Source organism: Salinifilum ghardaiensis, assembly GCF_054491345.1.
Genome location: NZ_CM137101.1, coordinates 784,368 through 809,050, shown reverse-complemented (window position 1 = coordinate 809,050; position 24,683 = coordinate 784,368). Strand labels below are relative to the sequence as shown.

24 protein-coding genes and 1 pseudogene are annotated in these 24,683 nt (G+C 71.9%); 8 read left to right on the top strand and 17 right to left on the bottom strand.

What is annotated here, in order from left to right:
- Positions 1-29: 29 nt before the first annotated feature.
- From ACVGV0_RS03605 to ACVGV0_RS03585, 5 genes are all read right to left on the bottom strand, one after another.
- Positions 30-446, bottom strand: coding sequence for a hypothetical protein (locus tag ACVGV0_RS03605; protein WP_459158430.1), 417 nt, complete (start codon positions 444-446; stop codon positions 30-32).
- Positions 443-1,342, bottom strand: coding sequence for an N-acetyl-1-D-myo-inositol-2-amino-2-deoxy-alpha-D-glucopyranoside deacetylase (gene mshB / locus ACVGV0_RS03600; RefSeq protein WP_459158429.1), 900 nt, complete (start codon positions 1,340-1,342; stop codon positions 443-445). Before mshB ends, ACVGV0_RS03605 begins: the two co-directional genes overlap by 4 nt.
- 158 nt (positions 1,343-1,500) lie before the next feature.
- On the bottom strand, positions 1,501-3,255 hold the full coding sequence (locus ACVGV0_RS03595; protein ID WP_459158428.1) for an ABC transporter family substrate-binding protein: 1,755 nt from the start codon (positions 3,253-3,255) through the stop codon (positions 1,501-1,503).
- A 344-nt stretch (positions 3,256-3,599) separates the two neighbouring features.
- Positions 3,600-5,600: a translational GTPase TypA gene (gene typA, locus ACVGV0_RS03590; RefSeq protein ID WP_459158427.1), complete on the bottom strand. Its 2,001-nt coding sequence runs from the start codon at positions 5,598-5,600 to the stop codon at positions 3,600-3,602.
- Positions 5,601-5,965: 365 nt separating this feature from the next.
- Positions 5,966-6,274 carry a YciI family protein gene (locus ACVGV0_RS03585; protein WP_459158426.1) on the bottom strand — a complete coding sequence of 103 codons (309 nt, stop codon included), beginning with the start codon at positions 6,272-6,274 and terminating at the stop codon, positions 5,966-5,968.
- 863 nt (positions 6,275-7,137) lie between these two features.
- On the opposite strand from ACVGV0_RS03585, the gene trpS reads away from it, so the two are divergent.
- Positions 7,138-8,142, top strand: a complete 1,005-nt coding sequence (gene trpS / locus ACVGV0_RS03580; protein WP_459159913.1) for a tryptophan--tRNA ligase — start codon at positions 7,138-7,140, stop codon at positions 8,140-8,142.
- A 90-nt stretch (positions 8,143-8,232) separates the two neighbouring features.
- Here the strand turns inward: trpS and ACVGV0_RS03575 are convergent, their stop codons facing one another.
- A complete protein-coding gene (locus ACVGV0_RS03575) occupies positions 8,233-9,102 on the bottom strand; it encodes a (deoxy)nucleoside triphosphate pyrophosphohydrolase (protein ID WP_459158425.1) in 870 nt (289 codons plus the stop codon).
- A gap of 189 nt (positions 9,103-9,291) precedes the next feature.
- On the opposite strand from ACVGV0_RS03575, the gene ACVGV0_RS03570 reads away from it, so the two are divergent.
- A complete protein-coding gene (locus ACVGV0_RS03570; RefSeq protein ID WP_459158424.1) occupies positions 9,292-9,588 on the top strand; it encodes a 4a-hydroxytetrahydrobiopterin dehydratase in 297 nt (98 codons plus the stop codon).
- 3 nt (positions 9,589-9,591) lie between these two features.
- Here the strand turns inward: ACVGV0_RS03570 and ACVGV0_RS03565 are convergent, their stop codons facing one another.
- Entirely contained in the window at positions 9,592-10,548 is a 957-nt protein-coding gene (locus ACVGV0_RS03565; RefSeq protein WP_459158423.1) for an FAD-dependent oxidoreductase, read from the bottom strand.
- Positions 10,549-10,991: 443 nt separating this feature from the next.
- Entirely contained in the window at positions 10,992-11,369 is a 378-nt protein-coding gene (locus tag ACVGV0_RS03560; RefSeq protein ID WP_459160127.1) for a hypothetical protein, read from the bottom strand.
- Between ACVGV0_RS03560 and ACVGV0_RS03555 the strand changes: the two are divergent.
- Positions 11,337-11,630 (top strand): annotated as a pseudogene (locus tag ACVGV0_RS03555) (zinc-binding dehydrogenase); the annotation flags it as partial. The gene ACVGV0_RS03560 and the pseudogene ACVGV0_RS03555 overlap by 33 nt on opposite strands.
- A gap of 61 nt (positions 11,631-11,691) precedes the next feature.
- On the opposite strand, the gene ACVGV0_RS03550 reads toward ACVGV0_RS03555, so the two are convergent.
- From ACVGV0_RS03550 to ACVGV0_RS03540, 3 genes are all read right to left on the bottom strand, one after another.
- The gene (locus ACVGV0_RS03550) at positions 11,692-12,555 is read right to left on the bottom strand and encodes an AraC family transcriptional regulator (protein WP_459158422.1); all 864 of its coding nucleotides are present in this window, start codon (positions 12,553-12,555) and stop codon (positions 11,692-11,694) included.
- 418 nt (positions 12,556-12,973) lie between these two features.
- Complete coding sequence (locus ACVGV0_RS03545) at positions 12,974-13,243, bottom strand: hypothetical protein (RefSeq protein ID WP_459158421.1); 270 nt, start codon at positions 13,241-13,243, stop codon at positions 12,974-12,976.
- A 130-nt stretch (positions 13,244-13,373) separates the two neighbouring features.
- Positions 13,374-13,574, bottom strand: a complete 201-nt coding sequence (locus tag ACVGV0_RS03540; RefSeq protein ID WP_459158420.1) for a cold-shock protein — start codon at positions 13,572-13,574, stop codon at positions 13,374-13,376.
- 458 nt (positions 13,575-14,032) lie between these two features.
- Between ACVGV0_RS03540 and ACVGV0_RS03535 the strand changes: the two genes are divergently transcribed.
- Positions 14,033-14,326: a VOC family protein gene (locus ACVGV0_RS03535; protein WP_459158419.1), complete on the top strand. Its 294-nt coding sequence runs from the start codon at positions 14,033-14,035 to the stop codon at positions 14,324-14,326.
- A gap of 248 nt (positions 14,327-14,574) precedes the next feature.
- On the opposite strand, the gene ACVGV0_RS03530 is transcribed toward ACVGV0_RS03535, so the two are convergent.
- On the bottom strand, positions 14,575-15,324 hold the full coding sequence (locus ACVGV0_RS03530; protein WP_459158418.1) for an arsenate-mycothiol transferase ArsC: 750 nt from the start codon (positions 15,322-15,324) through the stop codon (positions 14,575-14,577).
- 410 nt (positions 15,325-15,734) lie between these two features.
- On the opposite strand from ACVGV0_RS03530, the gene ACVGV0_RS03525 reads away from it, so the two are divergent.
- On the top strand, positions 15,735-17,435 hold the full coding sequence (locus ACVGV0_RS03525; protein WP_459158417.1) for a putative bifunctional diguanylate cyclase/phosphodiesterase: 1,701 nt from the start codon (positions 15,735-15,737) through the stop codon (positions 17,433-17,435).
- A 110-nt stretch (positions 17,436-17,545) separates the two neighbouring features.
- On the opposite strand, the gene ACVGV0_RS03520 is transcribed toward ACVGV0_RS03525, so the two are convergent.
- Together ACVGV0_RS03520 and ACVGV0_RS03515 are read right to left on the bottom strand one after the other, a co-directional pair.
- Positions 17,546-17,740, bottom strand: a complete 195-nt coding sequence (locus tag ACVGV0_RS03520; protein ID WP_459158416.1) for a hypothetical protein — start codon at positions 17,738-17,740, stop codon at positions 17,546-17,548.
- A gap of 268 nt (positions 17,741-18,008) precedes the next feature.
- Complete coding sequence (locus ACVGV0_RS03515) at positions 18,009-18,347, bottom strand: hypothetical protein (RefSeq protein WP_459158415.1); 339 nt, start codon at positions 18,345-18,347, stop codon at positions 18,009-18,011.
- A 606-nt stretch (positions 18,348-18,953) separates the two neighbouring features.
- Here ACVGV0_RS03515 and ACVGV0_RS03510 point away from each other — a divergent pair.
- Positions 18,954-19,199: a hypothetical protein gene (locus ACVGV0_RS03510; protein WP_459158414.1), complete on the top strand. Its 246-nt coding sequence runs from the start codon at positions 18,954-18,956 to the stop codon at positions 19,197-19,199.
- A gap of 462 nt (positions 19,200-19,661) precedes the next feature.
- Here the strand turns inward: ACVGV0_RS03510 and ACVGV0_RS03505 are convergent, their stop codons facing one another.
- The 3 genes from ACVGV0_RS03505 to ACVGV0_RS03495 form a co-directional block, all read right to left on the bottom strand.
- The gene (locus ACVGV0_RS03505; protein ID WP_459158413.1) at positions 19,662-19,829 is read right to left on the bottom strand and encodes a hypothetical protein; all 168 of its coding nucleotides are present in this window, start codon (positions 19,827-19,829) and stop codon (positions 19,662-19,664) included.
- 1,147 nt (positions 19,830-20,976) lie between these two features.
- The gene (ychF, locus tag ACVGV0_RS03500) at positions 20,977-22,053 is read right to left on the bottom strand and encodes a redox-regulated ATPase YchF (protein ID WP_459158412.1); all 1,077 of its coding nucleotides are present in this window, start codon (positions 22,051-22,053) and stop codon (positions 20,977-20,979) included.
- Positions 22,054-22,195: 142 nt separating this feature from the next.
- Entirely contained in the window at positions 22,196-22,498 is a 303-nt protein-coding gene (locus ACVGV0_RS03495) for a hypothetical protein (RefSeq protein ID WP_459158411.1), read from the bottom strand.
- 88 nt (positions 22,499-22,586) lie between these two features.
- Between ACVGV0_RS03495 and ACVGV0_RS03490 the strand changes: the two genes are divergently transcribed.
- Together ACVGV0_RS03490 and ACVGV0_RS03485 are read left to right on the top strand one after the other, a co-directional pair.
- A complete protein-coding gene (locus ACVGV0_RS03490; RefSeq protein ID WP_459158410.1) occupies positions 22,587-24,146 on the top strand; it encodes an AlkA N-terminal domain-containing protein in 1,560 nt (519 codons plus the stop codon).
- Complete coding sequence (locus ACVGV0_RS03485) at positions 24,128-24,673, top strand: methylated-DNA--[protein]-cysteine S-methyltransferase (RefSeq protein ID WP_459158409.1); 546 nt, start codon at positions 24,128-24,130, stop codon at positions 24,671-24,673. The genes ACVGV0_RS03490 and ACVGV0_RS03485 overlap by 19 nt, the downstream gene beginning before the upstream one ends.
- The last annotated feature ends 10 nt before the right edge of the window (positions 24,674-24,683 follow it).

The following is a 24,683-nucleotide window of genomic DNA, read 5'->3' as shown; positions in this document are numbered from 1 at the left end:
CGGGTGGTGGGAACTTTTCCCGGGCGCGGTCAGGGACGGGGGCCGAACCGCACGCCGCGCTGGCCCCCGCCCCCGCGGGCGTTGGCCCGGGCGCCCTGCTCGCCCAGCGCCACGCCGAGCATCAACGCGCCGGACAGCGCGCCACCGCCGAGCAGCAGCAGCGTGCGCCAGTCCTGCAGCAGCACCGCGTCCCCGCCGGGACCGACCATGCCGAGCACGAACACCGCGGCGAACCACGCCACGAGCGGTGCCGCGGACACCGCGCGGTGGTCCGACGTGCGGGAGGCGAGGCGCACCAGCAGCGGCGTGGTCACCACGGCCACCGCCGCGGTGATCGGGAACTGCACCGGACCGAGGTACAGCGGCAGGTACATCACCTCGAGCACGCCCAGCAGCACCGCGTCCAGCACGAGCAGCCCGGACAGCGCGCGGTCGGAGCGGCTCACCGCTCGCTCACCACCCCGAGGTCCAACCCGCCGAACAGGTCCGCCCCGCAGCCGGCGCCCTCCCCCGCGGCCAGCGCGAAGTGCTCGCGCCGCAGGACCGGCAGGCCGATGTCGTTCGACAGCGCGTAGGCGCGGGCGGCCGAACCGGCGGGGCCGTCCGGCCACACCTGCACCTGGGTGCGGTGGGCCCGCAGCGCTTCGGTCTTCGCCGCCAGCTGGTCGGAGACGTCCACGACCGTGGTGATCTCCTCGTCCGGCACGTGCGGCACCTCCTCCAGGTGCGGCAGCCGCCACGGCAACCCGTCCGCCCCGGCCAACGCGCTCAGCTCGGCGGCGAGCTCGTCCCGGGAGGTGACCGCGTGGAACACGCGCCGCACCTCCGGCACCCGGGCGGCCGCGGCCGTGGTCACGTGGTGCGCCCGCACGTGGTCGGGATGCCCGTAGCCGCCGTCGTCGGCGTAGGTCACGACCACCTGCGGTCGCACCTCGCGCAGCACGTCTTCCAACTCGGCCACCTGCTCCTCCTGGTCACCGGTGGCGAACGCCCGCGGGTGCGCGCTCGGCAGCGCCGCGGCCCGGCCCGGGCCCTCCCAGCGCATCCCCGAGTCCCGCCAGCGGCCGGTGCCGCCGAGGAACCGGTGGTCGTGCACCCCCAGCGCCGAGCAGGCCGCCCGCAGCTCCCCCACCCGGTAACCGCCGAGCTGGTCGGCCCGGTCCGCCGCGAGGGTCCGCAGGCCCGCCGGGATGACCTCGCCCTCCTCGCCGAGCGTGCAGGTCACCAGCGTCACGTGCACCCCGCGCGCGGCGCAGCGGGCGATCGCGCCCCCGGTCATCAGCGTCTCGTCGTCGGGGTGGGCGTGGACCAGCAGCAGGCGCGGAACATCTGCGAACGTCACCCGCCCAGGGTAGGTGAGTCCGCGGATCGGCCGGTTCAGGGAGTCCGCGGATCGGCTGTTGAGGGCGGGGGGATGGGGGTAGCTGGGAGGGGCCTCCGGCGAGGCCTCGCTGCGGGACCCCCGACATCGGGTAACCGCCCGCCCGGTCGCACCGGAGCTCACCAGCCGTCGTGGTCCATCGGGCTGCCGCGCCACTCGCCGGCGGTGGAGAACGGGCCGGCGAAGCCGTTGCCCGGGCCGACGCCCTCGGTGTCCCGGCGCACGGCCACCACCTGCGCGTCCTGGTACAGCGGCAGCGACACCGCCTCGGCCCACACCTCGCCCTCGACCGCGCGCGAGGCCCGCCAGGGGTCGACCCGGCCCGCCAGCGCGGCGTCGATCCGCGGCTGCAGCAGCGGATCGCAGAAGCCCGTCGGGTTGAACGGCACCGGCTGGTCCGAACCGGGCACGGTGCCCGCGCAGCCGAACGAGGAGGCCAGCATGGCCGCGGGATCGCCTCCCGCGGCGCGCGGCGCCACCGCCATGTCCACGGCCGACTCGCCGGAGGACTCCTGCTGCAGCGGGTTCGCCGAGAGCATCGACCCGTACAGCTCATCACCGGTGGGGGTGACCACGGTGGCCCCGATGCCGAGCTCGCGCAGCTGCCGGGCGGCCTCCTCGGCCACGTCGCGGTAGCTCTGCCGCTCGAACGGGGCGGCGATGGTCAGCGTCAGCCGCTCGCCGCCGCGGGTCCACCGCCCCCCGGACTCGGTGTAGCCGGCCTCGCGCAGCAGCTGGCGGACGCGCTGCGGATCCGGCTTCGAGCGGACCGCGGGCGGTTCGGTGGGCCGGTAGCTCGGCTCGGAGGGCGCACGCACCTGGGCGTGCGCGGTCAGGCCCTGCGCGGGGCCGCCGCCGGTGCCCGCGGTGACGAGCCGCTGCCGGTCCAGCCCGGCGAGCACGGCGCGGCGCACCGGCGTGTCGGCCAGGGCCGGGCTGTCCGGCCGCAGCAGCATCTGCAGCGTCTGCGGCCGCGGCACCGTGCGCACGTCCACCTTGTCCCCGAGGGAGCGCAGCGTGTCCAGCGTGCGCTTGTCGCTGTCGAACACGGCCAGGTGCGAATCACCGCTGCGCAGGGCTTCCACCTGCAGGGGGGTGTCCACGGCGCGCAGCGTCAGGCGGTCGGCGCGCGCCGGCGGTCCCCAGTAGCGGTCGTTGCGCTCCAGCGAGACCTCGCCGCGGTCCAGGTCGACCTGCCGGATGGCGAACGGTCCCCCGGAAGCGGGGTATCCGTTGTCGAGGACCGTGTTCCAGCCGCGCGGTGCGTCCCGCATCAGGTGCGCGGGCAGCAGGTGGTCGAACAGGGAGCGCCAGCCCTGGAACGGCTGGGTGAACGTCACGTCGACGACCTTGCCCCCGTGCGAGGAGGACACGTCGTCGATGAGCTGGTACCCGGCGGGGTTGGCCACGCCGGCCTGGGTGCTCATCTGCTCGGCGAGGTAGACGAAGTCCTCGGCGGCGATCGGCGCGCCGTCGGACCAGCTGGCCTCCCGCTTGATCCGGTAGCGCACGGTGAACTTCTCCGCGCCCGGGACCGGCTCGGCCGACTCCATCAGCGTCGTGTTCAGCGCGGGCGCGCCGTCCTTCCCCGGCACGAACACCGAGGGCAGCATGAGGTTGGCCAGCGCCGAGGTGGACGGGGACATGTCGGCGAGGGTGTGCGGGTTGAAACCGCCCTCGAAGTCGTCCACCCCGACGACGACCTCGGTCGGCATGGGCTGCGTGGTCGGCACGTCCGAGGAGGGCGGCGGCGGGGTGGTCTCGTTCGGGTCCGCCAGCGGCGGCGGTGGCGCGTTGGTGCAGGCTGCCACCAGTCCGACCGCGCTCACCAGCACCGGGAGCGCGACGCGTCGGCGGCGGTGCCCCTGCTGCACGCCGAACCTCCCCTCGGTCGACACCCGCGGCGGAACCCCGCGAGGCTCCTATCGTTACGTGCCGGCCCGCGCGCCCGGACATCGGGGCCCCGGCACCGGGCCTGCCCGGGGACCGGGCAGACCGGAACCGGCGGCCGCACCGGACGGGCGGGGCGTCCGCACACGGGTCCCGAGCCGGTGCGCGCCCCCGCACACCGGGTGGCAGGCGGGGCCGCGCTCGCGGCAGGACGGGGCAGTCCGCGGACGGCCGGCGCGGCGAGTCGGGCGGGGACGTCCGACTCACCCGCAGCCCCCGGCCGCCCACCCCGGACAGCGGAGACCGGGCGGCCACGCGCGGCGGGCCGTCAGCCGCGGGACTTGGCGCGGGAGCGCTCGCGGGCGCGGGCACCCCCCTCGAGAGTGTTCTTGCGCACCCGGACGGCCTTCGGTCCCGCTTCCACGCACTCGTCGCCGCCGCAGAACTCGAGGGCCTCCTCCAGGCTCAGCGTGCGCGGCCGCGCGAGCCGCTCCAGCTCCTCGGCTCCGGCCGAGCGCATGTTGGTGAGCTTCTTCTCCTTGGTGACGTTGAGGTCGAGGTCCTCGTTGCGCGGGCTCTCGCCCACGACCATGCCCTCGTAGACCTCGTCACCCGGGGAGACGAAGAACGTGCCGCGGTCGGCCAGCTGCATCAGCGCGTACGTCGTGACCGGCCCGGACCGGTCGGCCACCAGCGAACCGGAGTGGCGCGTGTGCAGATCCCCCGCCCACGGGAAGTAGCCCTCGAAGACCTGGTTGGCGATACCGCCGCCGCGGGTCTCGGTGAGGAAGTCGGTGCGGAAGCCGATGAGCCCGCGGGAGGGCACCAGGTAGTCGAGCTTGATGCGCCCGGTGCCGTGGCCGGACATGGTCTCCATCTTGCCCTTGCGCCCGGCCAGCAGCTGGGTGACGTTGCCGAGGTGTTCCTCGGGCACGTCGACGCTGAGCCGCTCGAAGGGCTCGTGCAGCTTGCCGTCGACGTGCTTGGTGACCACGTCCGGCTTGCCGATGGTGAGCTCGAAGCCCTCGCGGCGCATCGTCTCCACCAGCACGGCCAGGGCGAGCTCGCCGCGGCCCTGCACCTCCCACACGTCGGGGCGCTCGGTGTCCTCGACGCGCATGCTCACGTTGCCGATGAGCTCCTGGTCGAGCCGGGACTTCACCTGGCGCGCGGTGAGCTTGGTGCCGCCGTTGCGGCCGGCCATCGGCGAGGTGTTCACACCGAAGGTCATGGAGATGGCGGGCTCGTCGACGGTGATCCGCGGCAGCGGCTGCGGGTCCTCCGGATCGGCGAGCGTGTCACCGATGGTGATCTCCGGGATGCCCGCGATGGCGACGAGATCGCCCGCGGAGGCCTCCTCGGCGGGGACGCGCTCCAGCCCGTCGTTCTTCAGCAGCTCGGTCAGGCGGACCCGCTGGGCGCTGCCGTCGGCGCGGCACCAGGCCACGTTCTGCCCCTTGCGGAGCGTGCCCGCGTGGATCCGGCACAGCGCGATCCGGCCGAGGAACGGCGAGGCGTCCAGGTTGGTCACCAGCGCCCGCGTGGGGGCGTCGAGGTCGACCGTCGGCGCGGGGACGTTCCGCAGCAGCAGGTCGAACAGCACGTCGAGGTTCTCGTCCTCGGGCACCTCCCCGTCGGTGGGGCGGGTGAGGCTGGCGCGGCCGGCGCGGGCGGAGGCGTAGACGACGGGCATGTCGAGGACGGCCTCCTCGTCGATCCCGCCGTCCTCCATCTCGGCGGCCAGTTCGGTGGCCAGCTCGAGCAGCAGGTCGTGGACCTCCTCGACGACCTCGGCGCTGCGGGCCTCGGCGCGGTCGACCTTGTTCACGACCAGCTGCACCGGCAGCTTCGCCGCCAGTGCTTTGCGCAGCACGAACCGGGTCTGCGGCAGCGGCCCCTCGCTGGCGTCCACCAGCAGCAGCACGCCGTCCACCATGCTCAGGGCGCGTTCCACCTCGCCGCCGAAGTCGGCGTGGCCGGGGGTGTCGACGACGTTGATCGTCACCGGCCCGCCCTCGGTCTGCCGGTGGATGGCCGTGTTCTTCGCCAGGATCGTGATGCCCTTTTCCCGCTCCAGATCGTTCGAGTCCATGATCCGGTCGACGGGCTCGGTGCGCTCGGAGAACACACCGGATTGACGCAGCATCGCGTCCACCAGAGTGGTCTTGCCGTGGTCAACGTGCGCCACGAGGGCGACGTTGCGCAGGTCGGGGCGCGCGGTCACCGACCTGGTTGGGGCGCTGAGGCTGCTGGACACGCGGTTACTCCTGCTCCTTCTACGCGGAAAGCTGCCGACCGGGAGTTCGTTTCCGTGCCACGAGGTCGGCATGCGCTCTACCCAGGGTAGTCCAGCAGCTGCGGCCAGCGGCGCGCACGTGCCCGGTGCAACACCGGTGGCGCCGGCAGGCGCTCCTCGCCCCGGCTCCTGCCCGCGCGCAGGAGCCCGCGCGGGGTCGTGCTGCTGGGGGCTCGGCGCGCTCACCGCGGCCCGCGCGCGGGAACCGGAGGGAATTCTTCGCCGCCCGCGCAGTTCCGCGGCCGCGCCGGAATCGCACCGCTCGGGGAATTCGCGTTCCGGAAAACCGCTTCCGGAACGCGGTGCCGGATGATCCGACCTCGGCGCCGCCGGGGCGGATACCTCGACGTCACCGGGACCTCGGCGTCACCGGGGTCGGATCATGCGGACCCGGTCGGTCACTGGCTCGACGAACGCACCGAATCAGCGTAATTGGCGAGTTCGGGGATGGTGTGCCGGACCTCGAACGGGATGACCTCGTAGCGGGCCAGCTTGTGCAGGACGAACGGGTCCGTCGCCAGGAGCGCGTCCAACCTCCCGCGGGACATCGCGCGCGCGATGATCACCACGCCGTCCTCCGACTCGCGGGTTCCGGCGCAGATGAAATCCCCCGCCTCGTAATGCTGGTTGACCCATTCGTGGTGCTCGACCAACCGCTCGTCGACGCGGGTTTTCGGTGCGGTGAAATGCAGCAAGACCACGTACATTCTCCCAATGTAACGCCGCCCGCCCGGTGCCGCCGATCACCTGCGCGCAGGAACGGCTGGTGCGCACCCGCTGGAGCGCCCGCAGCACGGCCGAACCCGATGCCGGCCGGGCCTGGCGCACGACCATCCCATCAATGTGCGTTTTGCACGTGACCGGTGAGATGCCCGCGAGCGAGGCTCGCGCAGAGCTGGGGCCGGTGACCGCACGCGCGGAGCCCGCCGGCGAGACCACGTACCTGACCAAGCACGGACACCGCTCCGCTGCCGTGGTCCCGGCCGAGGACGCGGAACTGCTCGAGGCCCTCGAGGAGCTCGTCGACACCGAAGCCGTGCACCAAGCCCCGGAAGCGCACGAGGCCGGGGACAACGAGCGGGTGCCGTTCGTACGCCGGACGGCGCGGTCATCGACCGCGGGGTATCAGGTCGAACTGCTCGAACAGGCGGAGAAGTTCCTCGACGAGCTCTCCACGCAACAACCGCGCGATGCACGAGCGCTCGAAGGCGCCATCGAAACCCTGGCCGCTTCGCCGACTCGGCCGCTGAACACGAGGAACGCCGATCACCGACGTGTAGGATCACCGACGTGCGCGCACTTCAGCACGGATCCTGGTGGGCCGCCGCGGGGCGGCCCCGAGTGCGCGTGCGCTGACGCACCTGATCACCGGCCGCCACCGGGCGGCCGGTCGCAGCGACGTCGTTCCCGGTGGTGGAAAGGCCACCGAGGAGGAACGATGCACTCCACCGCGCGCACCGCGGACCTCGAGCACCCCGAACCGTCGGTTGAGCACCCACCGGCGGGGCACCCATCGGCAGGGCACCCATCGGCGGGGCGCCCGGACGGCGACCGCTCCCCGCGCACGCTCCTGTCCGCGATCACCCCCTCCGGGCACGTCCAGCTCGGCAACCACCTCGGCGCCGTGCGCCGCTGGGTCGCCGACCAGCAGGCCGGCCGCGAGCGGAGCTCGGGGGGAGCGGCGCAGCAGGACGCGCACCTGTACTTCGTCTCCGACCTGCACGCCATGACCACCCCGCACAGCCCGGAGCGGTTGCGCACCCTCACCCGGGAGCAGCTCGCCGTGCTGCTCGCGGCCGGGCTCGCCCCGGAAACCGTGTTCGTGCAGTCCGACCTGGCCTGCGAGCTCGGCGCGCTGAACTGGGTGCTCGAATGCGCGTGCACCCACGGCGAGGCCGCGCGCATGGTGCAGTTCAAGGAGAAGAGCACCGGTGCCGAGGCGGTGCGCCTCGGGCTGCTCACCTATCCCGTGCTCATGGCCGCCGACATCCTCGCGCAGGGGGCCACGCACGTACCGGTGGGCGCCGACCAGCAGCAGCACGTCGAACTGGCGCGCACCCTGGCCCGCCGGTTCAACCACGCCCACGGGGCCGCCTTCGCCGTGCCCGAGCCGGTGACGCCGCTCGTGGGAGCCCGGGTGCGCGATCTCGCCGACCCCGAGCGCAAGATGGCCAAGTCGACGCAGCAGTCAGCCGGGGTGGTGTTCGTGCTCGACGAGCCGGACGCGATCCGGCGGAAGTTCCGCCGCGCCGTCACCGACGACCGCGGCGCGGTGCGCTACGCGCCGGAGCAGCAGCCCGGGGTCGCGAACCTGCTGGAGGTCCTCGGGGCCTGCCAGGACCGCAGCCCGTACGCGGCGGCCTCCGGGATCGATTCGTACGCGCAGCTCAAGGAGGCCGCCGCCGAGGCGGTCGTGGAGACCCTGCGACCGGTGCGCTCGCGGGCCCGCGAGCTGCTGGACGACCCCGGCGAGCTGGCGCGCGTCCGCGCCCGCGGGGCCGAGCGGGCGCGGGAGCGGATGCGCCCGCGCCTGGACGCGGCGCTGCGGCTGGCCGGGCTGGGCGGGCTGGACTGAAGGGAGCCCGCCCCGGGCGGCACCGGTGCGCACCGAGCTGGCCGGGGTCCGCACTGGCCGGCGAGCGGCCCCGGCGGCGCTGCGCGGTCCCTACCGGGTGCTGTCCGCGCCGAGCAGTCCCGCGAGCGCGGGCAGCACCAGCCGGTCGGCCTCCAGCCAGTCCACGCTCGACAGCTCCGGTGCTGGCAGCCACCGCAGTGCGCGGTGCTCCACGGGGCGCGGGTCGGCGCCGTCCTCGACGAGCTCCGCGGCGTGCATCCGCAGCAGCATCCCGTTCGGCAGCGGGACGTCGGTACCCACCCGCGCGACGGGGCGCACGGTGACGTCGAGCTCCTCGGAGCACTCGCGCACCACCGCGTCGTGCTCGCTCTCGCCCGGTTCGACGCGCCCGCCGGGGAGTTCCCAGCGCCCGGCGTGCCGTGCCGGACGGCGGCGCTGCTGCGCCAGCAGGAGTCCACTGCGGACGATGGCCGCGCCCACCACCACCGGACGTCCCGCCCAGGTCTCGGCGAGGTCGCGCACCACCGCCAGCCGCGCTTCGAGCACGCGGCGCACGAAGCGGCGCACCACCGCATCCGCCGGCCCCCTCTCCAGCGCACGCGCGGCCGCGCCGCCGAGCAGCTGCCAGGACGCGGTTTCGGTGAGCACCGCGTCCCCGGCCCCCTCGCTCACGGTCGAGTCGTGCCGCAGCTCGCGCGGCCGCGGACCGAGCCCCGCGGAGCGGACCCCGCCTGCGCCGGCCTCGGTGATCCGGGTGCTCATCGGCACGCGCACGCCGCACGCGTGCACGCGGAAGTCGAGCACGTCCCCCGGCAGCAGCAGTTCGCCCGCTCCGGTGCGCGCCCGGCCGCGCACGCCCACCCCGGCGAGGGCCCGCTCGGCCGTGCGCGTGTGGCGCAGCGCCGCGGCCACCGTCGTGGCGGGCGCGTCGATCACCCCGGTCATCCGCTGTTCCGGCACGGGCACCCATGGTGCCCCGCCGCACCCGCGCCACCGCGGCGGCCTCTCCCGACCTCGCGCTGAATCGGTCAACGCAATTTTCATGAAAATTGGAAAATCTGGAACCGTTCCAGAGTGGCTCCCGGGTCCTCAGCGCGCCCGGCCGCGTCGGCTCGCATCGCACGGGGCCGCTGCGCGAGGATGGCGCACATGGTCGAATTGCTGAGCGAGGAGCGGATCACCGAATCCCTCGAACACCTCCCGGAGTGGAAGCGCGAAGGCGAAAGCATCTCGCGCACCGTCGAGTTCCCGTCCTTCACCCAGGCCATCCAGGCGGTCAACCGGATCGCGGAGATCGCCGAGTCCGAGGACCACCACCCTGACGTGGACATCCGCCACACGGTCGTCCGCTTCGCGTGCACCACGCACTTCCTCGGTGGCCTCACGGAGAACGACTTCTCGCTGGCGCGGGAGATCAACGGAGTCGTGGAGCAGCTGCTCGGCTGAGCCTCACCGCCCGACCAGCTCCGCGGCGGCGTGGGCGCACCCCCAGGAGAGGGCGACGCCGGAGCCGCCGTGGCCGTAGTTGTGCACGATCCGCGCCCCCGCGTAGTCCTCGGCCTCCACGCGCACCCGCGGGCGCGCGGGGCGCAGTCCCACCCGCTCCTCGAGCCGGCGCGCGCGGCTCAACCGCGGCTCCACCCGGGCGCACCGGGCCATGATCCGCTCGCTGAGCTCGTGGTCGGGCGCGGTCGACCACTCGTGCTCGGCGGCGATCCCGCCGAGCACGACGCGGTCCGCGTGCGGCATGATCGAGACGAACTCGGTCTCCCGGGCGATCTCGAGCAGGAACTCCTCGACGCCCGGGTTCTCCACGACCACCTGCTGCCCCCAGACGGGCACGACCGAGGGATCGCCGAACATGCGAGCGCCGATGCCGGCGCAGTTGACCACCCGGTCCGACTCGGCGGCCGCGTCCGCGAGCACCGGCACTTCCGAGCGCAGCAGTTCACCCCCGGCGCCGCGGAAGCGGCGCACCAGGTAGTCGAGGTAGCGCAGCATGTCCACCAGCGGGAACGTGCCGTGGTAACCGCTGAGGAACGGCGCGGGCAGCTCGTTCGCGGTGCAGCGGCGCAGGTTGGGCACGAGTTCCGCTTCCCGCGGCAGCCCCACGCTCAGGTCGAAGCGGGCGGCGATGCGCCCGCCGGCCAGGTGCACCCCGGTCTCGGGGTCCTCGGCGAGGCGGACCAGTTCGGCGTGCGTGCGGGAGACCCACTCGACGACGCGCTCGCGCGGTTCCAGCATCGCCGGCGCCCACATCGCCGCGGCGGCGGCCGAGGCCGTCTCGGCGGGCGGCTCCGAGGTGCGGATGCGCACCGGCCATCCGGCTTCGGCGAGCACGATGCCGGTGGTCAGCCCCATGACCCCGGCTCCGATCACGAGCACCGGCGCGCGCACCTCAGCCACGCTCCGCACCGTATCAGGCGGGCGGACCGCGTTCCCGCTCTCGAGCGGGCGAGCCGCATTCCCGCGTTCGAGAAGGCGGACCGCGTTCCCGCGTACGAGCGGGCGCAGCAGTCACGTGTCGGGCGCGCTCCCGTCACCCCGGGGCAGCGGCAGGGTTTCACCCGGAGTGCGCGGCGCGCACCGATCCGAACCGCGTTTCCCCTTCCTGACCAGGGGTTGGAATATTTCTCGCGGAACGCCCAAACCCTCCTTTCGGGTGAGATCCGCGGCAGATCTGCTTGCGCTGAGCACGGATCACCGCCCATGCCGCCGATCCCGCGCACCGCAGAAGTTCCGGCCACGGGCGGGAGGGGCCAGGACGCCCGGCGAACGCGCAGCGGGCGTTGACTTCGAGTTCACTCGAACCTCTAGGTTGCGCGCACGCGTTTCCGACGACGAGGAGTTCAGCTGCTGTGCGTGCGATCCAGATGCGGGAGTTCGGCGGCCCCGACGTCATGGCGGTCGAGGAGGTCCCCGACCCCGCGGCGGGTCCGGGCCAGGTGGTTCTGCGAACGGCGGCCGCGGACGTCATCTACCTCGACACGCTGCTGCGGTCGGGCTGGGGAGGTGAGCACTTCCCGCTCGAACCGCCCTACGTTCCCGGTGGTGGCGGTGGCGGCAGGGTGCTGGCCACCGGCGAGGGCGTGGATCCTGACTGGCGCGGCCGCCGCGCGCTGGCCCGCGCCGCGACCGGTTACGCCGAGCGGATCGTCGCCGATGTCGACGACTGCGTCGCGGTTCCGGACGCGGTGACCGATGCGGACGCGGCCGCAGCGCTGCACGACGGCGTCACCGCGCTGAACCTGTCGACCACCGCCGAGCTCGGCGCGGGCCGGTCGGTCCTCGTGGCGGCTGCGACCGGGGGCGCGGGCACCTGGTTGGTGCAGCTCGCGCGCGCCGCGGGCGCGCACGTCATCGCGGCGGCCCGCGGTGAGCGCAAGCTCGCGCTGGCGCGGGAGCTGGGTGCGCACCGCGCGGTGGACCACTCCGCGGAAGGCTGGACCGAACGCGTGCGGGAAGCGGCCGGCGGTTCCGGTGTCGACCTGGCCTTCGACGGGGCGGACGGCCGCCTCGGACGCGTCCGACCGGACTCCGCGAAGCGTCCTACCCCTCGTGCTCGACCGGGATCCACAGCTCGCAGCTCATCCGGGACCCGTCCTCGGACAGTTCGGTCGACAGCACCGCCGGTCCCGGTGCGCTGCGGTACGGGTTCGACGGGAACCACTCGGTGTAGATGTCGCGCCACAGGTACTGCGCGGCCTCGGGCGCCTCTCCCGAAGCCGTGAACACCGCCCAGGTTCCCGCGGGGACCTCCCACGTGTCGGTGCCGCGCGGTGCTTCGGCGGTGGAGGCGACGCCGTGCAGGTAGTGCACCCGAGCGCCCTCCTCGCGGGACTCGTCGAGCGCTTCCACCGCGGCCACGACGCCGCGCGGTTCCTGATCGGACAGTTTCACCAGCCGCTCGACCTCATCGGACCCGATGCTCCGGACGAACTCGTCGATCGATTCGTTCGGTCCCACGTGGATGATCGGAACGACGGTGCTGTGGCCGATGATCCGGAAATCCCCTCGTTCTGCGATGCGGTAGTCCATCGACGCGCTCCCTTCGACGGTGAGGTGGAACACCATGCGCGGTTGGGAGCGGAGAACCGCACCGGTCCGCCTCGCCTCGGCCGGTCCGACGCCGTGCATCGCGCGGAACGCCCGGGCGAACGCCTCGCCGGAGGTGTAGCCGCAGCTGATCGCGATGTCGAGCAGCGGCTCGACGCCGGCGAGCACGCGTCCGGCGGCCAGCGTCAGCCGCCGCCTGCGCACGTACTCCGACAGCGGAATCCCCGCGAGCGCCGAGAACATCCGGCGGAAGTGGTATTCCGAGGTGCGCGCGGTGCGCGCCAGCCGTCCCACGTCGAGCTCCTCGCCGAGGTGCTGTTCGATCTGGGCCATCGCCTCGTTGAAGCGGTCGAGCATGCCGGATCTCCCTCCCGACTTCGAACGTAGGGCAGCGCCCCGCCCGCGCACCCGACGATCCGTGCCCGGACGAGTCGGGTGACGCGTGCCACGGGGTGCGTGCGCCGCGCCGCTGCGGGCTGCCGTCGATTCTGCCCGGCACGCGGTCGGGCGGTCGTCGGCGCCGGGCGGGGAGTCCGGACTCGGCGCGGGTGCTCGTGCGCTGCGGCAGCGGTCCGGTGTGCGGAGGGATGAGCGCGGCGGAACGCGGGGGAGGAACCGATCGCGGCCGTCGAGCGGAGTTCGCCGCCCTCGGCGCGAGAGTGCGCGCTGCGACTTGGAGCGGTCCTGCTGACCGGGCGGACGCGGCCGTCCCGCACGCGGTCGGAGTGTTGCTGTTCACCGGCGCGCGGGAACGAGCTCCTGCGCGGTGCGCTCGTCAGCGCTCGTCGGCGAGTTCGCCGTCAGCGGGAGCGGGGATGAAGGGCGAACGGAGGTGGTGCGTGGAAGCAGCGCTGTCCCCGGTCGACGGCGGGGTGGGCGCCGGCTGTTCGCTGGTGCCCGTCTCGGGTGCGACGAAGTGCACCGGCGGTGCCGTGTCGACCGCGCGCGTCCGGTCGTGGTGCCGGTGCGACGTCTCGGGCGCGGCAGGGCCGCTCTGCCGGTGACCGGCGGGCGGACCGCGGTGGCGGAATGTCGAAGTACTCATGCAACTCCTTTCGAGGGCACGCTCCTGCGGTCAGCGGACGTGCCGAATGCGGGAGCACCCCGTGGCTTCCGCTCGAACGAGTCGCGTTCGAACGGGCACCACGGGGTGCGAGCGCGGACCGGAGTCCCGATCAGACGCGCACGGTGGAGGCCTGCGGGCCCTTGGGCCCTTCGGTGACCTCGTAGCTCACGGCCTGGTTCTCGCTCAGCTCGCGGAAGCCCGAGGCGTCGATGGCGGAGTAGTGGACGAACACGTCCGGACCGCCGTCGTCGGGGGCGATGAAGCCGAAGCCCTTTTCCGCGCTGAACCACTTCACGGTTCCTTGGATCATGACTGTCTCCTTCGGGGAGCTGGGGTATGACGGACGACCACACGGCGTGGCAGCCCGGGCCGGAGGGATCTCAGACGGCAGCCAGCTCCAGTTTCACCAAAGACAGCAGCTCGCCCGCATCGACATCCTGCGAGCGTGCGCGAAACACGAACCAGAACTAACAACGACCACCACGAACGGTACACCCCGCGCGCTCGTCCGACAAACACGCGGTGCCGCGCGCCGGGGTCTCCCCGCGCACCGCGGCGCGCGGACCGGTGGTGGACGCCGCCGGCCCGCCCGGACAGCACGTGCCACGACCGCGCCGGGACGACCGCGCCCGCCGGTGCTCGCCGACCCGGCAGGACCGGCGGTCGAACGTCCTCGAACCCGTTCCGGTCGGAAGGTGATCCCGCCGGCGGCGCCGCGAGCACCGAGGTCGTCTTGATCCCACGGCTCCCGTGGATGAGGCTGGCGGAATGCCCAACCGCATCGCAGTTCTCGCCATCGACGCCGCTGATCCCCGCGCCGTCGCCGACTTCTGGTGCCAAGTGCTCGATTGGCGGATCGTTGAGGAGTCCGCCGAAGGAGTTATCGGGGTCGCACCGCTGAACGGTGCGTGGCCGCACATCGACGTTGCTCCGGTCCCTGAGCACGAGGCAGGCAAGAACCGCCTCCGCTTCGACCTGCGTGCTGATGGCGTCGCCACGGCGGATGAGCTCGAGCGCCTGATCGGGCTGGGAGCTCAGCATGCGCACCGACTTCGTTGGTGAGTTCCTTCCCACCGTCCTCCGTGGAGTTCGGGGGTGAGGGTGGCGGAGCGCGGCGAGTGCGGCATTCGAGCGGACGCGGCGATCAGGAGGTCCCGGCCTCACGTGTCCACTCCGCACCCGAAGGGCCGTGCACGGTGGCCGGTGGGCCGGCCTCCCCTGCAGCACGGAGTTTCCGGCCCGCTCGTGCCGCGCGCACCGGCCGGTGCAACTGCTCAGCTCCGAGCGCTCCTCCGAGAACCGCGGACCTGCTAGACCAGTTCGGCGAGCAGTCCGGTGACCCGGCGGTCGATGTCGTTCCTGATGCCGCGCACTTCTTCGATCGGCTTTCCGGCCGGGTCCTCGACCTCCCAGTCGAGGTAACGCTTTCCGGGGTAGAGCGGGAGGGTGTCGCCACGGCCCGTCGTGACGACCACGTCGGCCGCCGCGGCCGCCCGAGGCCCCAGTGGTTCCGGCCCCTCCTGCTGCAGCTCCACGCCGAATTCCGCCATCGCTTCTCGAGTTGCTGGACCGATCGTCCCAGCAGGCGCGGAGCCGGCCAAGCGCACGTTCACGCGGCTTCGTGCGCGATGTTGCAACATCTCAGCAGCCATCTGGGAACGCCCGGCGTCGCGCACGCAGACGAACAGCACTTCGGGAGGTGAGGACAAGGGGTCTTTCGCGCACTCGACGACCGAGGAGAGGTACTCGTGCGCGGAGCGCGTCGCGAGCGCGACGAGGTGGGTGTGCACCCGGGTGGTCTCGCGGAGATCGGCGTGGGCCGCGGAGAGGACGGCACGAATCGTTTCCCGGGCGAAAAATCCCTGGAATTCGAAGTGCAGATCGTCGGCGGCCCGGTCGAGGAGTTCGGGAACGTCCGCGGTGGACGGCGGGCACCGCCCGGCGTCGTGGTGGGAGTGCGTGGACATGGCATCCGCCTGTGGATCGGTACGTGGTGGTTGCTCGATCGGGACTGGGGCGCTCATGCGCGGTGCGGCGAGCGAGCGCGGGCGGCGGGCCACCTGCCGTGCGCAGGGGTGGTGCGTGGAACGTGCGAATGCCCTTCTGCTGAGCACCCCTCGCGCAGAATCCGCGGTGATGGGTGCCCGCGCCCGCGGGGGCGAGCAATTGCGACTCCCGGCAGGTGGTCGCCGGAAATCCCTCTCCGCGGAAAAGCGGAAATCGTCCTTCCACGTGGAAGGAAATGCTCCGCTGTTCCTCGGGTTCCGGTTGATTGTTCGATCAACAACATGCGTTGATGCAAGCACTGGCACGCACGATGGTCAACCTGGGGGAAACGTGGTCTGAGCTACCCCTGCTCCGGAGCCGCGCACGGCCTGGAGCGGAGCGGAGTGCCGCAATTGGCGTTACCAGCGAAGAGCTGATTACAGTGTGCTTTCCGGCGGCTTGCTGTGCTCTAGCGGGGTGACGCGTGGTCGAAAGCAGGATCTCGGTCGAGGACTGGCCTGCCGAGTGCGATGCGCTGTTCCAGGCCCTGCCGGTCGCGGTGGCCATCATCGACAACCACGGGCGCGTGCGACGAGCCAACGACGCCCTGTGCAGCCTGCTGGAGTACTCGCACGAGCAGATCACGAATCTGCGCGTGCCCGAGCTGCTCCACGCGGGGGAGTCCTCCGAGGACCTCGCCACCCGGGCCGCGGACCCCGCCCTCGCGCCCGGGGGCCTTTTCCGCGACCAGCGGCGCTTCGTCGACGCCACCGGGACCAGCGTGTTCTGCGACGTCTTCAGCACCATCCGGACCGACAGCGAGGGCCACCGGGTGTGGGTGACCTCGTTCGTCAACGTCGGCCAGCGCCGGTCCCTCGTCCAAGCGCTGCGCCACGAGGCCACCCACGACGAACTCACCGGGCTGCTCAACCGCAAGGGCACCCGGGAACTGCTGGAACAACTCCTGGCCGACGAGTCCGACGACGATCGGCAACTGGGAGTGCTGCTTTGCGACATCGACAACTTCAAACGCGTCAACGACGCGTTGGGCCACGAGGTCGGCGACGAGTTGCTGGTGACCGTCGCCGAGCGGTTGCAGCAGGGCATGCCCTCCGGGTGCACCCCGGCGCGGCATTCCGGCGACGAGTTCTTCATCGTCTGCTCGGACCTGAGGGCGGCCGGCGGGCTGGACGCCCTTTCCGAGCACGTCCTCGCCTTGCTGCGCACCACCGTGGTCGCCCGGGGGTGTTCCATCGGGGTGTCGGTCTCGGTCGGAGCGGCCACCGTGCCCCACGCGGGCAACACCGCTGCCGATCTCCTGCGGTTCGCCGATGCGGCTCTGTTCCAGGCCAAGGACCAGGGCCGGGACCGCGTCATCTGCGCCGATGCCGGCTTGCTCACCTCCATCGAACAGGACGTGGCGCTGGAAGGCCAGTTGCGCCTGGCCCTCGAGCGCGACGAGCTGTCCCTGCACTACCAACCCGTCGTCGACCGGCGCGGTCGTGTGGTCGCCGCCGAGGCGCTGCTGCGTTGGCCGCACCCCGAGCGCGGATTGCTGCACCCGGACGTGATCCTGCCCGTGGCCCGCCGCGCCGGCCTGCTGGGCGAACTCGACCGGTGGGTGCTGCGCACCGCAGTGCACCAGGCGGCGAACTGGCCCGCGCCCGGTGCACGCCCGATCGACGTGGCGATCAACCTCGGCAGCCAGCTGCTGCACGATCCCGCGTTCCTCGAGACGGTCATCGCCGCTGTCACCGAGGCAGGCCTGGCCTGGCAGCGGCTCGGGCTGGAGATCACCGAAACGGACCTGCTCGACCTCACCGCTGCGACGCAGAAAGCCATGACCGACCTGGTCGACCGCGGGGTGCGGTTCGCCATCGACGACTTCGGCATCGGCTACTCCTCGCTGGCCCGCCTCCAAGAAATCCCCGCCCAGGTGCTCAAACTCGACCGCACCTTCACCGCCGGCCTCGAACACGCCCCCATCGCGACCGCCGTCGCCCGCTCCGCCCAGACCCTCGCCCACGCGATGGGGGGCTTCTGCGTGGCCGAAGGAGTGGAAACCCGCACCCAACTGCACCGACTGGCCGGTCTCGGCTACGACACCTTCCAGGGGTTCCTCTTTTCCGGCGCCGTTCCGAACTCCGAACTGTACACACTCATCACCCGTCCACCCACCCCGTGATCCTGCCCGGGCAGCGGCGAGCGCGGCACCACCAACCCCGCCGCGGAACCCGTCCGAACGAGATGCCCACGCATCCGCAGGCGGGCGAGCCAGCACGCCCGGACCGGCGTCTACGGGGCTCGATGACGGTGGTCGTTGCCCGCTTGCCGGGTGGTCCACCGGGCCTCAGTGGTCTCCTCCACCCACGAGGCGGCTACGAATCCGTCGTCGAAGAGCTGTACCGCGATGTGCTCGGCGGTGTGCCGCTCGGGGATGGCGGTGACGAACACGCCCGGCTCTGCACCGCCGCCGTTGGTTCGATACAAGACGGCGTGCACAGCGCTCAGCCTCCGGTCCGTGCGCGGGGTGTTCCGAGACTACCGCTGTCGCCGGTATTGCGGCGGCATGTTGAGCCCCAGGAAGTCCCTCGCCATCTTGTTGGTCTCCGCCCCGTGCACGTGGACGGAGTGCAGAATCCCGTTGTACACGAGGTCCCACAGCTCCCTGTTGAGTTGGAGGTCGTTGAGCTGAACCGAAAGCGCGTTCCCATGGCGGTCCTTCAGCTCGATCGGGCTGCTCCGCCCACCGTGGCTTTCACCTGAACCAGTCGTAGGTTTTGACGAACGACCTTTTGCCCCCGCAAACCCAGTCCGCGCCAGCGGACACGCCGGTGTTCCGTTCAGTCAGCACAAGCACGAAGGGCCAAGGGACGATGAACAGCCACAACCACCACACAGCCATCCAACTGAACCCGGTGTCCTTGATCGTAAGGAAGACGATGACGATGGCTGAAAGGATCGCCCCTGAAATGGACGAATTCTTGCTCTTCGGATAGAACCACTCAAGTGTCGGACCTTCGCCCGCCGGCGGGCGAGGAACCTTGCTCTCTCCGTTCTTGTGCTTTTCGTCGCGCCCTGATGAGTCCTGTTCCACTGGTGCACGGGGGCGGGCGCGGTTCGCCGGTCTGCGGGTCCGGCTTGGGCGGCAGGTCGTTTGCACGCATGGTTGTCACTCGTCCTAGAACAGATCACTCGCCCAGTCGCCGACCGCGCTAGCGGTGTCCCCAGCCCAGTTGGCGACGTCGTCGCCCCATTCCTCGACGGCGAACCCGACTCCAACGGACGCGACGGCTCCGATTCCCACGGCCCAACCAACGGGACCACCGGCGGCAAGTACGGCAGCGGAGGCTCCGGCGCCTGCAAGCTACCCTCCGAAGTTTGATGCGGCGCTGGTGGCCGCGTCCTTTCCTTGTGACACGTCATAACCGACGCCAGCGCCAGCGATGAGGAAGCCAACCCCGGAAGCTTGCTCCCGACCTTCAAGGAACCCCGGAGGGCCTTGTTCCCCACTGATTCCGGCCTGATCCCAAAGTTGAGGTTACGCTGAAGAATGGTTTTGATTCGCGGGTTCAACTTGTCGACGAGCCGTGCGGTTTTGGTCGCCGTTGCCTTGTTTTCTGCTGCGGCCTTGTTGACCGAGTTCTGGGCGTGGATGGCCGCTGCCCGCGCTTGTTGCTGCAGGCTGAGGTTCGGGCTGTGCATGAGACGCGCAGCTCGTTCCAGCTTGCCGCTGTTGGCGATGCTCGTGGCCGTCGCCCGGAAGGCGCTGGTCCGGGTCGCGACCGTTCCGGCGAGGCCGCTCATGACGTCGGTGACGGTGAACGGGCTCTTCTCCACGAGCCCGCTGACGAACCGGTTCAACACGCCCAGCGAGCTGTTCTCCAGGTTCCGGGCATCCGTGATGGTTTGCGAGCACTCCTGGTACGCCTTGACCTTGCGGGCGTAGGCAACTTGTGCCTCGGTCCCGGCGGCGTGGGCTCGCTTCTGCTCGGGCGTGGCCGGTTCGTCCGACGGCAGCGGCGCGGGCGGCGTCGGCTCGGGGCCGGGCTCCATGATCTGGTCCCCGTGCACCGCCAGTCCGGCTTCCCGGGCGTGGTGGCGGGCTTGTTCCACCCGCTTCTTGACCGTGTCGAGGTTGTCCGCGTGCTTGTTCAGCTCGCGGCACATCCCTGCGTGGTCCGCACCCACCTCGTCGATCTTCGGAGCCATGCGGGACATCCCGCTTCGGAACGACCCCCCGGCCTCGCTGGGCCAGGCCGCTTCGGAAGCACTGCGCGCTCGGTGCGCGTGCGTCCCGGCGGTCTCGATCCGCTGTTCCACCTGGCCCAGCCACTGAGCCGTGATTCACATGCTCGCGGAGTCGCCTTCGACTTTGGTGTTCAACGGCATCTTCTACCCCAGTCGTGGTTCACCGCGGGCCGGTGTTGTTCAGGTCCTCGGCATTGGACTGATCGGTCTCCTGGTAAAGATCACGACCGGACTGCACCGCGTCCCCCACGGCGCCCAGCCCCTCGGAGATCCCGGCGCTCGAGGACGTCAGCATGGCCAGTGCTGCGGCCACGGCCTGCGTCGACATCCCGACATCCGGTGCCGGCGGTGCTGAGGCTCCGTCTTCGAGCTGGTTACCGCCGCTGCGCAGTTTGCTCGCGATCCCGTCCAGCTCGCCGAGGTCCGCGTTCGCACGGCACGTACACCAGCTCGGCTGGCTCGTCGTTGATCTCCGCCACGTAGTCGGCGCCGATCACCGATGGCGCAGTGTTGTCCCGCTCCTGCACAGCCTCCCCTGAACCGGCAAGCGAGATCACGTCCGTAGATCAGGGGTCACCCTATCGAACATCCGAGCGTCCGGGGGCAGTGTTCTACTCATTCCCGCCCCGTGATCACTCGGGCAAATCAGCCGCTGCCGTTCTGATCACTGGAAGACACTGAGAGCGCACGAAACTGCCTGGCGCGTGGTAGTCCCCCTGTATTTTCTACCCAAGAAGGAGACGTCATCGCGTGAGTGCCCGCTGGGCGGGCATGTGGCGGTTCTGGGCTGTGTGGCCCGTTCTCGACATGAGAGAGGCCCCCCGGCCGTAACCGGGAGGCCCCGAGCGTGGTTTAATCGCTCTTGCTACGGATCGAAAAAACCACGGGCTGAGTGTACGCCAGGAAGTCGCTCCCTCGATAGTCGCCCCGGCAGGCTGTCGGCAGGTATAAGTCCGGGCCGCGAGTCACCCTCGCGAGATGCGGCCGTTAGAGGGTCCCCGTCCCGGAGTGTCCGCACGCGTCGTTTTCGGAGCACCCCCGCGACCGACCGTAGGGGCGGCGGACACGAGCTGTCCTGATCATGCCCACCATCGCAGTCCCGGCGGTAACCCCGGCGCTGGACAGGTGTAACAACCTGCCCGGGTGACGGCACGTCACCTTCCTCTGTTCTCGGTTGACCTGCACGAATGTGCTCGTCGACCGAGACGGGGGATCAAGCTCCCCCGGCTCCAGCAGGTGCAACGCTCCGGGTCTCGGATGATTCGAGCTGGTCCGGCGCTTCCAGGAGCTCAGCCGGGCGGGCCAGCACGCCCGGCGCAGACCTTCTCGCCGTTGATGCTGGCCCTGCCGTTGGAGTGCTCGGGTGAGCGCACATCGGTGGAACCTGCCAACGTCACCAGCGGCACCCGGGCACCGATGGGCACCCGGGGCGTTCGACGCGGTGCCCAGCGACGGTGCAGGGGCTCCATCCCCGCCTAGACGTTGAACCTGAACTCGACCACGTCGCCGTCCTGCATGACGTAGTCCTTGCCCTCCATGCGCATCTTCCCGGACGACCGGGCGGCCTGCGTGGAGCCCGCTTCGACGAGCTCGTCGTAGGAGATGATCTCGGCCTTGATGAACCCGCGCTCGAAGTCGGTGTGGATGACGCCGGCGGCCTGCGGCGCGGTCCAGCCCTTGCGGATCGTCCACGCGCGGGCCTCCTTCGGCCCGGCCGTCAGGTAGGTCTGCAGCCCGAGGGTGTGGAACCCGGCGCGGGCCATCGCGTTCAGACCCGGCTCGTTCTGCCCCACCGACTCGAGCAGTTCGCGCGCCGACTCCTCGTCGAGCTCCTTGAGCTCCTCCTCGACCTTCGCGTCCAGGAACACCGCGTCGGCCGGCGCCACGAGATCGCGCAGCTCCTGCTTCTTGGCCTCGTCCGCGAGCACGCCCTCGTCCGCGTTGAACACGTACAGGAACGGCTTCGTCGTCAGCAGGTTCAGCTCGCGCAGGTCCGCGGAATCCTCCATGCCGGCGGCGAACAACGTCCGACCGGAGTCGAGGATCTCCTTGGCCTGCTTGGCCACGTCCAGCGCGGGGCGCTTCTCCTTGTGCGTGCGCGCTTCCTTCTCCAGCCGCGGCAGCGCCTTCTCCAGCGTCTGGATGTCGGCGATGATCAACTCGGTGTTGATCGTCTCCATGTCGCTGGACGGGTCGAGCTCGCCGTCGACGTGCACCACGTCCGGATCGTCGAAGACGCGGATGACCTGGCAGATCGCATCGGCCTCGCGGACGTTCGCGAGGAACTGGTTGCCCAGCCCCTGCCCCTCGGACGCGCCCTTGACCAGACCGGCGATGTCCACGAACGACACCGTGGCGGGCAACGTGCGCGCCGAGTCGAACATCTCCGCGAGCTTGTCCAGGCGCGGGTCGGGCAGCGGGACCACGCCCACGTTCGGCTCGATGGTCGCGAACGGGTAGTTCGCCGAGACGACCTCGTTGTTGGTCAGCGCGTTGAACAGGGTGGACTTGCCCACGTTGGGCAGGCCGACGATTCCAAGGGTGAGGCTCACGCCCGCCAGTCTAGGAGCCCGTGCGCGCGTCGACGGCCCCCGGTCCGCGGCGGTGTGCGGCATCTCGCCCACGCTGCGCCGCCGGTTGGGCGGTCAACCGCGCCCTCGGAGGGCACCGCGGCACCGGGCCGAGCGCACCAGGTCAGCCGTCCTCCCGCTCCCGCTGGTCGTCCTGGTCGCCCTGCTGGTCGCCGTCCTGCTGCTGACCGTCGCCCTGGCCGTCCTGGCCGCCCTCCTGGTCCTGCTGGCCGTCGTCCTGGTCCTGCTGGCCGCCCTCCTGGTCCTGCTGCTGCTCGCCCGGCCGCTCCTGGTAGCGCGTATCCTGATCGCCGTCCTGACCGGGCATCGTGTCGTCGCAGGCCGCAGCCCCGAACGCGCACACCCCCGCCAGAGCCAGCCCGGCCGCTTTGACCAGGCGCGATCCCTTCCGTCGCGTCGTCGCCATGGGGCGAGACTAGTCCTCACCGCGACGGTCGCGCAGTCCCTCGCCCGGACGGAACCGCCCGCGCGGACCCCGCGGACGGAGCACCGCGATGTCCGATTCCCGCTGGTGGAGGCCGCTGCGGCGGTGGCAGGATCGAGCTGTGCTGGTGGGAACGGAGCAGGCGTACCGGGCAGTCGCCGCCCGCGACACCCGTTTCGACGGGTGCTTCGTGCACGCCGTGCGCTCGACCGGCATCTACTGCCGCCCCTCCTGCCCCGCGCGCACCCCGCACCGCGACAACAGCGTCTTCTTCCCCACTTCCGCCGCAGCGCACGCGGCCGGATACCGCGCGTGCCGCCGCTGCCTGCCCGACGCCGTGCCCGGCTCGCCCGAGTGGGACGTGCGGTCGGACCTGGCAGGGCGCGCGATGCGGCTGATCAACGACGGGGTGCTCGACCGCGTCGGCGTGCGCGGACTGGCGGCGGAGCTGGGCTACTCCACCCGCCACCTCACCCGCGTGCTCACCGCGGAACTCGGCGCCGGACCGCTGGGGCTCGCCCGCGCCCACCGGGCGCACGCGGCGCGCCTGCTCATCGAAACCACCGAGCTCGCGTTCAGCGACATCGCCTTCGCCGCCGGCTTCTCCAGCCTGCGCCAGTTCAACGCCACCGTGCGGGAGGTCTTCGCGGCCGCGCCGACTGAGCTGCGCCACCGCGCTCGGCACGCGAGCGCTCCGGCGGGCACCGGGCGGATCCGGCTGCGGTTGCCGTTCCGCGAGCCGTGCGACCTGGACGGGGTGCTGCTGTTCCTGCGCGGGCAGGCCGTTCCCGGCCTCGAGCACGCCGGCACCGGCGGCTACGCCCGCACGCTGCGCCTGCCGCACGGCGCGGGCGTCGCCGAGGTGCGCCCGGAGGAGGCGCACCTGGCGTGCACGCTGCGGTTGACCGACCTGCGGGACCTGGGCAGCGCGGTCAACCGCGTGCGCAGGTTGTTCGACCTCGACGCGGACGCGGCCGCGGTCGCCGAGGTGCTCGGGGACGACCCGGCGCTGGCACCGCTGGTGCGGCAGCGCCCCGGTGCGCGCGTGCCGGGCAGCGTGGACGGGGCGGAAACGCTGCTGCGCGCCGCGCTGCACACCCCCGGCGCGGAGTCCGCTGCGCAACGGCTCGTCGCCGCGTTGGGTGCACCTCTGGACCTCGACGGCTGGCCCGGGGACGAGGACTGGCCCGGGGACGAGGAGCCGCGCCTGTTCCCCGAACCGGCACTGGTCGCCGACCGCGGTGCCGAAGTGCTGGGCCGACCTCCGGCGGTGGCGGGCCCGGGGGTGGAGGCGCTGCGGGCGGTGGCGTCCGCGCTGGCCGCGGACGACCTGCGGGTGCACCCGGGGTGCGCGGCCGGGACGCTGCGCGCGCGGTTGCGCGAGCTGCGCGGCCTCACCGCGGAGACCGCGGACGCCGTGGCGGTGCGGGTGCTGGGCCTGCCCGACGTGCTGGTCCCCGACCGCGCACTGCTGCGCGGCGCCGAACTCGCCGGGCTGCCGAACGATCCCGCGGAGCTGCTGGAGCACGCGCGGCGCTGGCGGCCCTGGCGTTCCTACGCGGGTGCGCTGCTGCGGCAGAGCGCCCGGATCGCAGCGGAAAGGACACCGACATGTACTGGTCCACAGTAGACACCCCCACGGGGCCGTTCAGCGCGGTCGTGGACTCCGAGGGCGCCGTGCTCGCCTCCGGTTGGACCGCCGAGCTCGACGACCTCCTCCCGCTGATCTCCCCCGCGCTGCGCGCGGGAACCCCGCGGTGGACGGCCGACCTCGGCGCCATCGGCGAGGCCGTGCGCGCCTACCACGACGGGGACCTCGCCGCCGTGGAGGACATCGCGGTGCGGCAGCGCTCCGGCCCGTACTTCCAGCACGCCTGGGAAGTGCTGCGCAGCGTGCCCGCCGGCAGCCCGATCACCTACACCCGCTACGCGGACCTGACCGGACGGCCGCGGGCCGCGCGGGGCGCGGCGTCGGCCTGCGCGAACAACGCCGCAGCGCTGTTCGTGCCGTGCCACCGCGTGCTGCGCAGCGACGGCTCGCTCGGCGGGTTCCGCTGGGGCCTGGAGGTCAAGCGCTGGCTGCTCGAGCACGAGCGCTCCGCCGCCGGCTGCGGGGACGAAGACGCGGAAACCGGAGCGACCGCCGCCGTGCCGTGAGCCGGGTTCT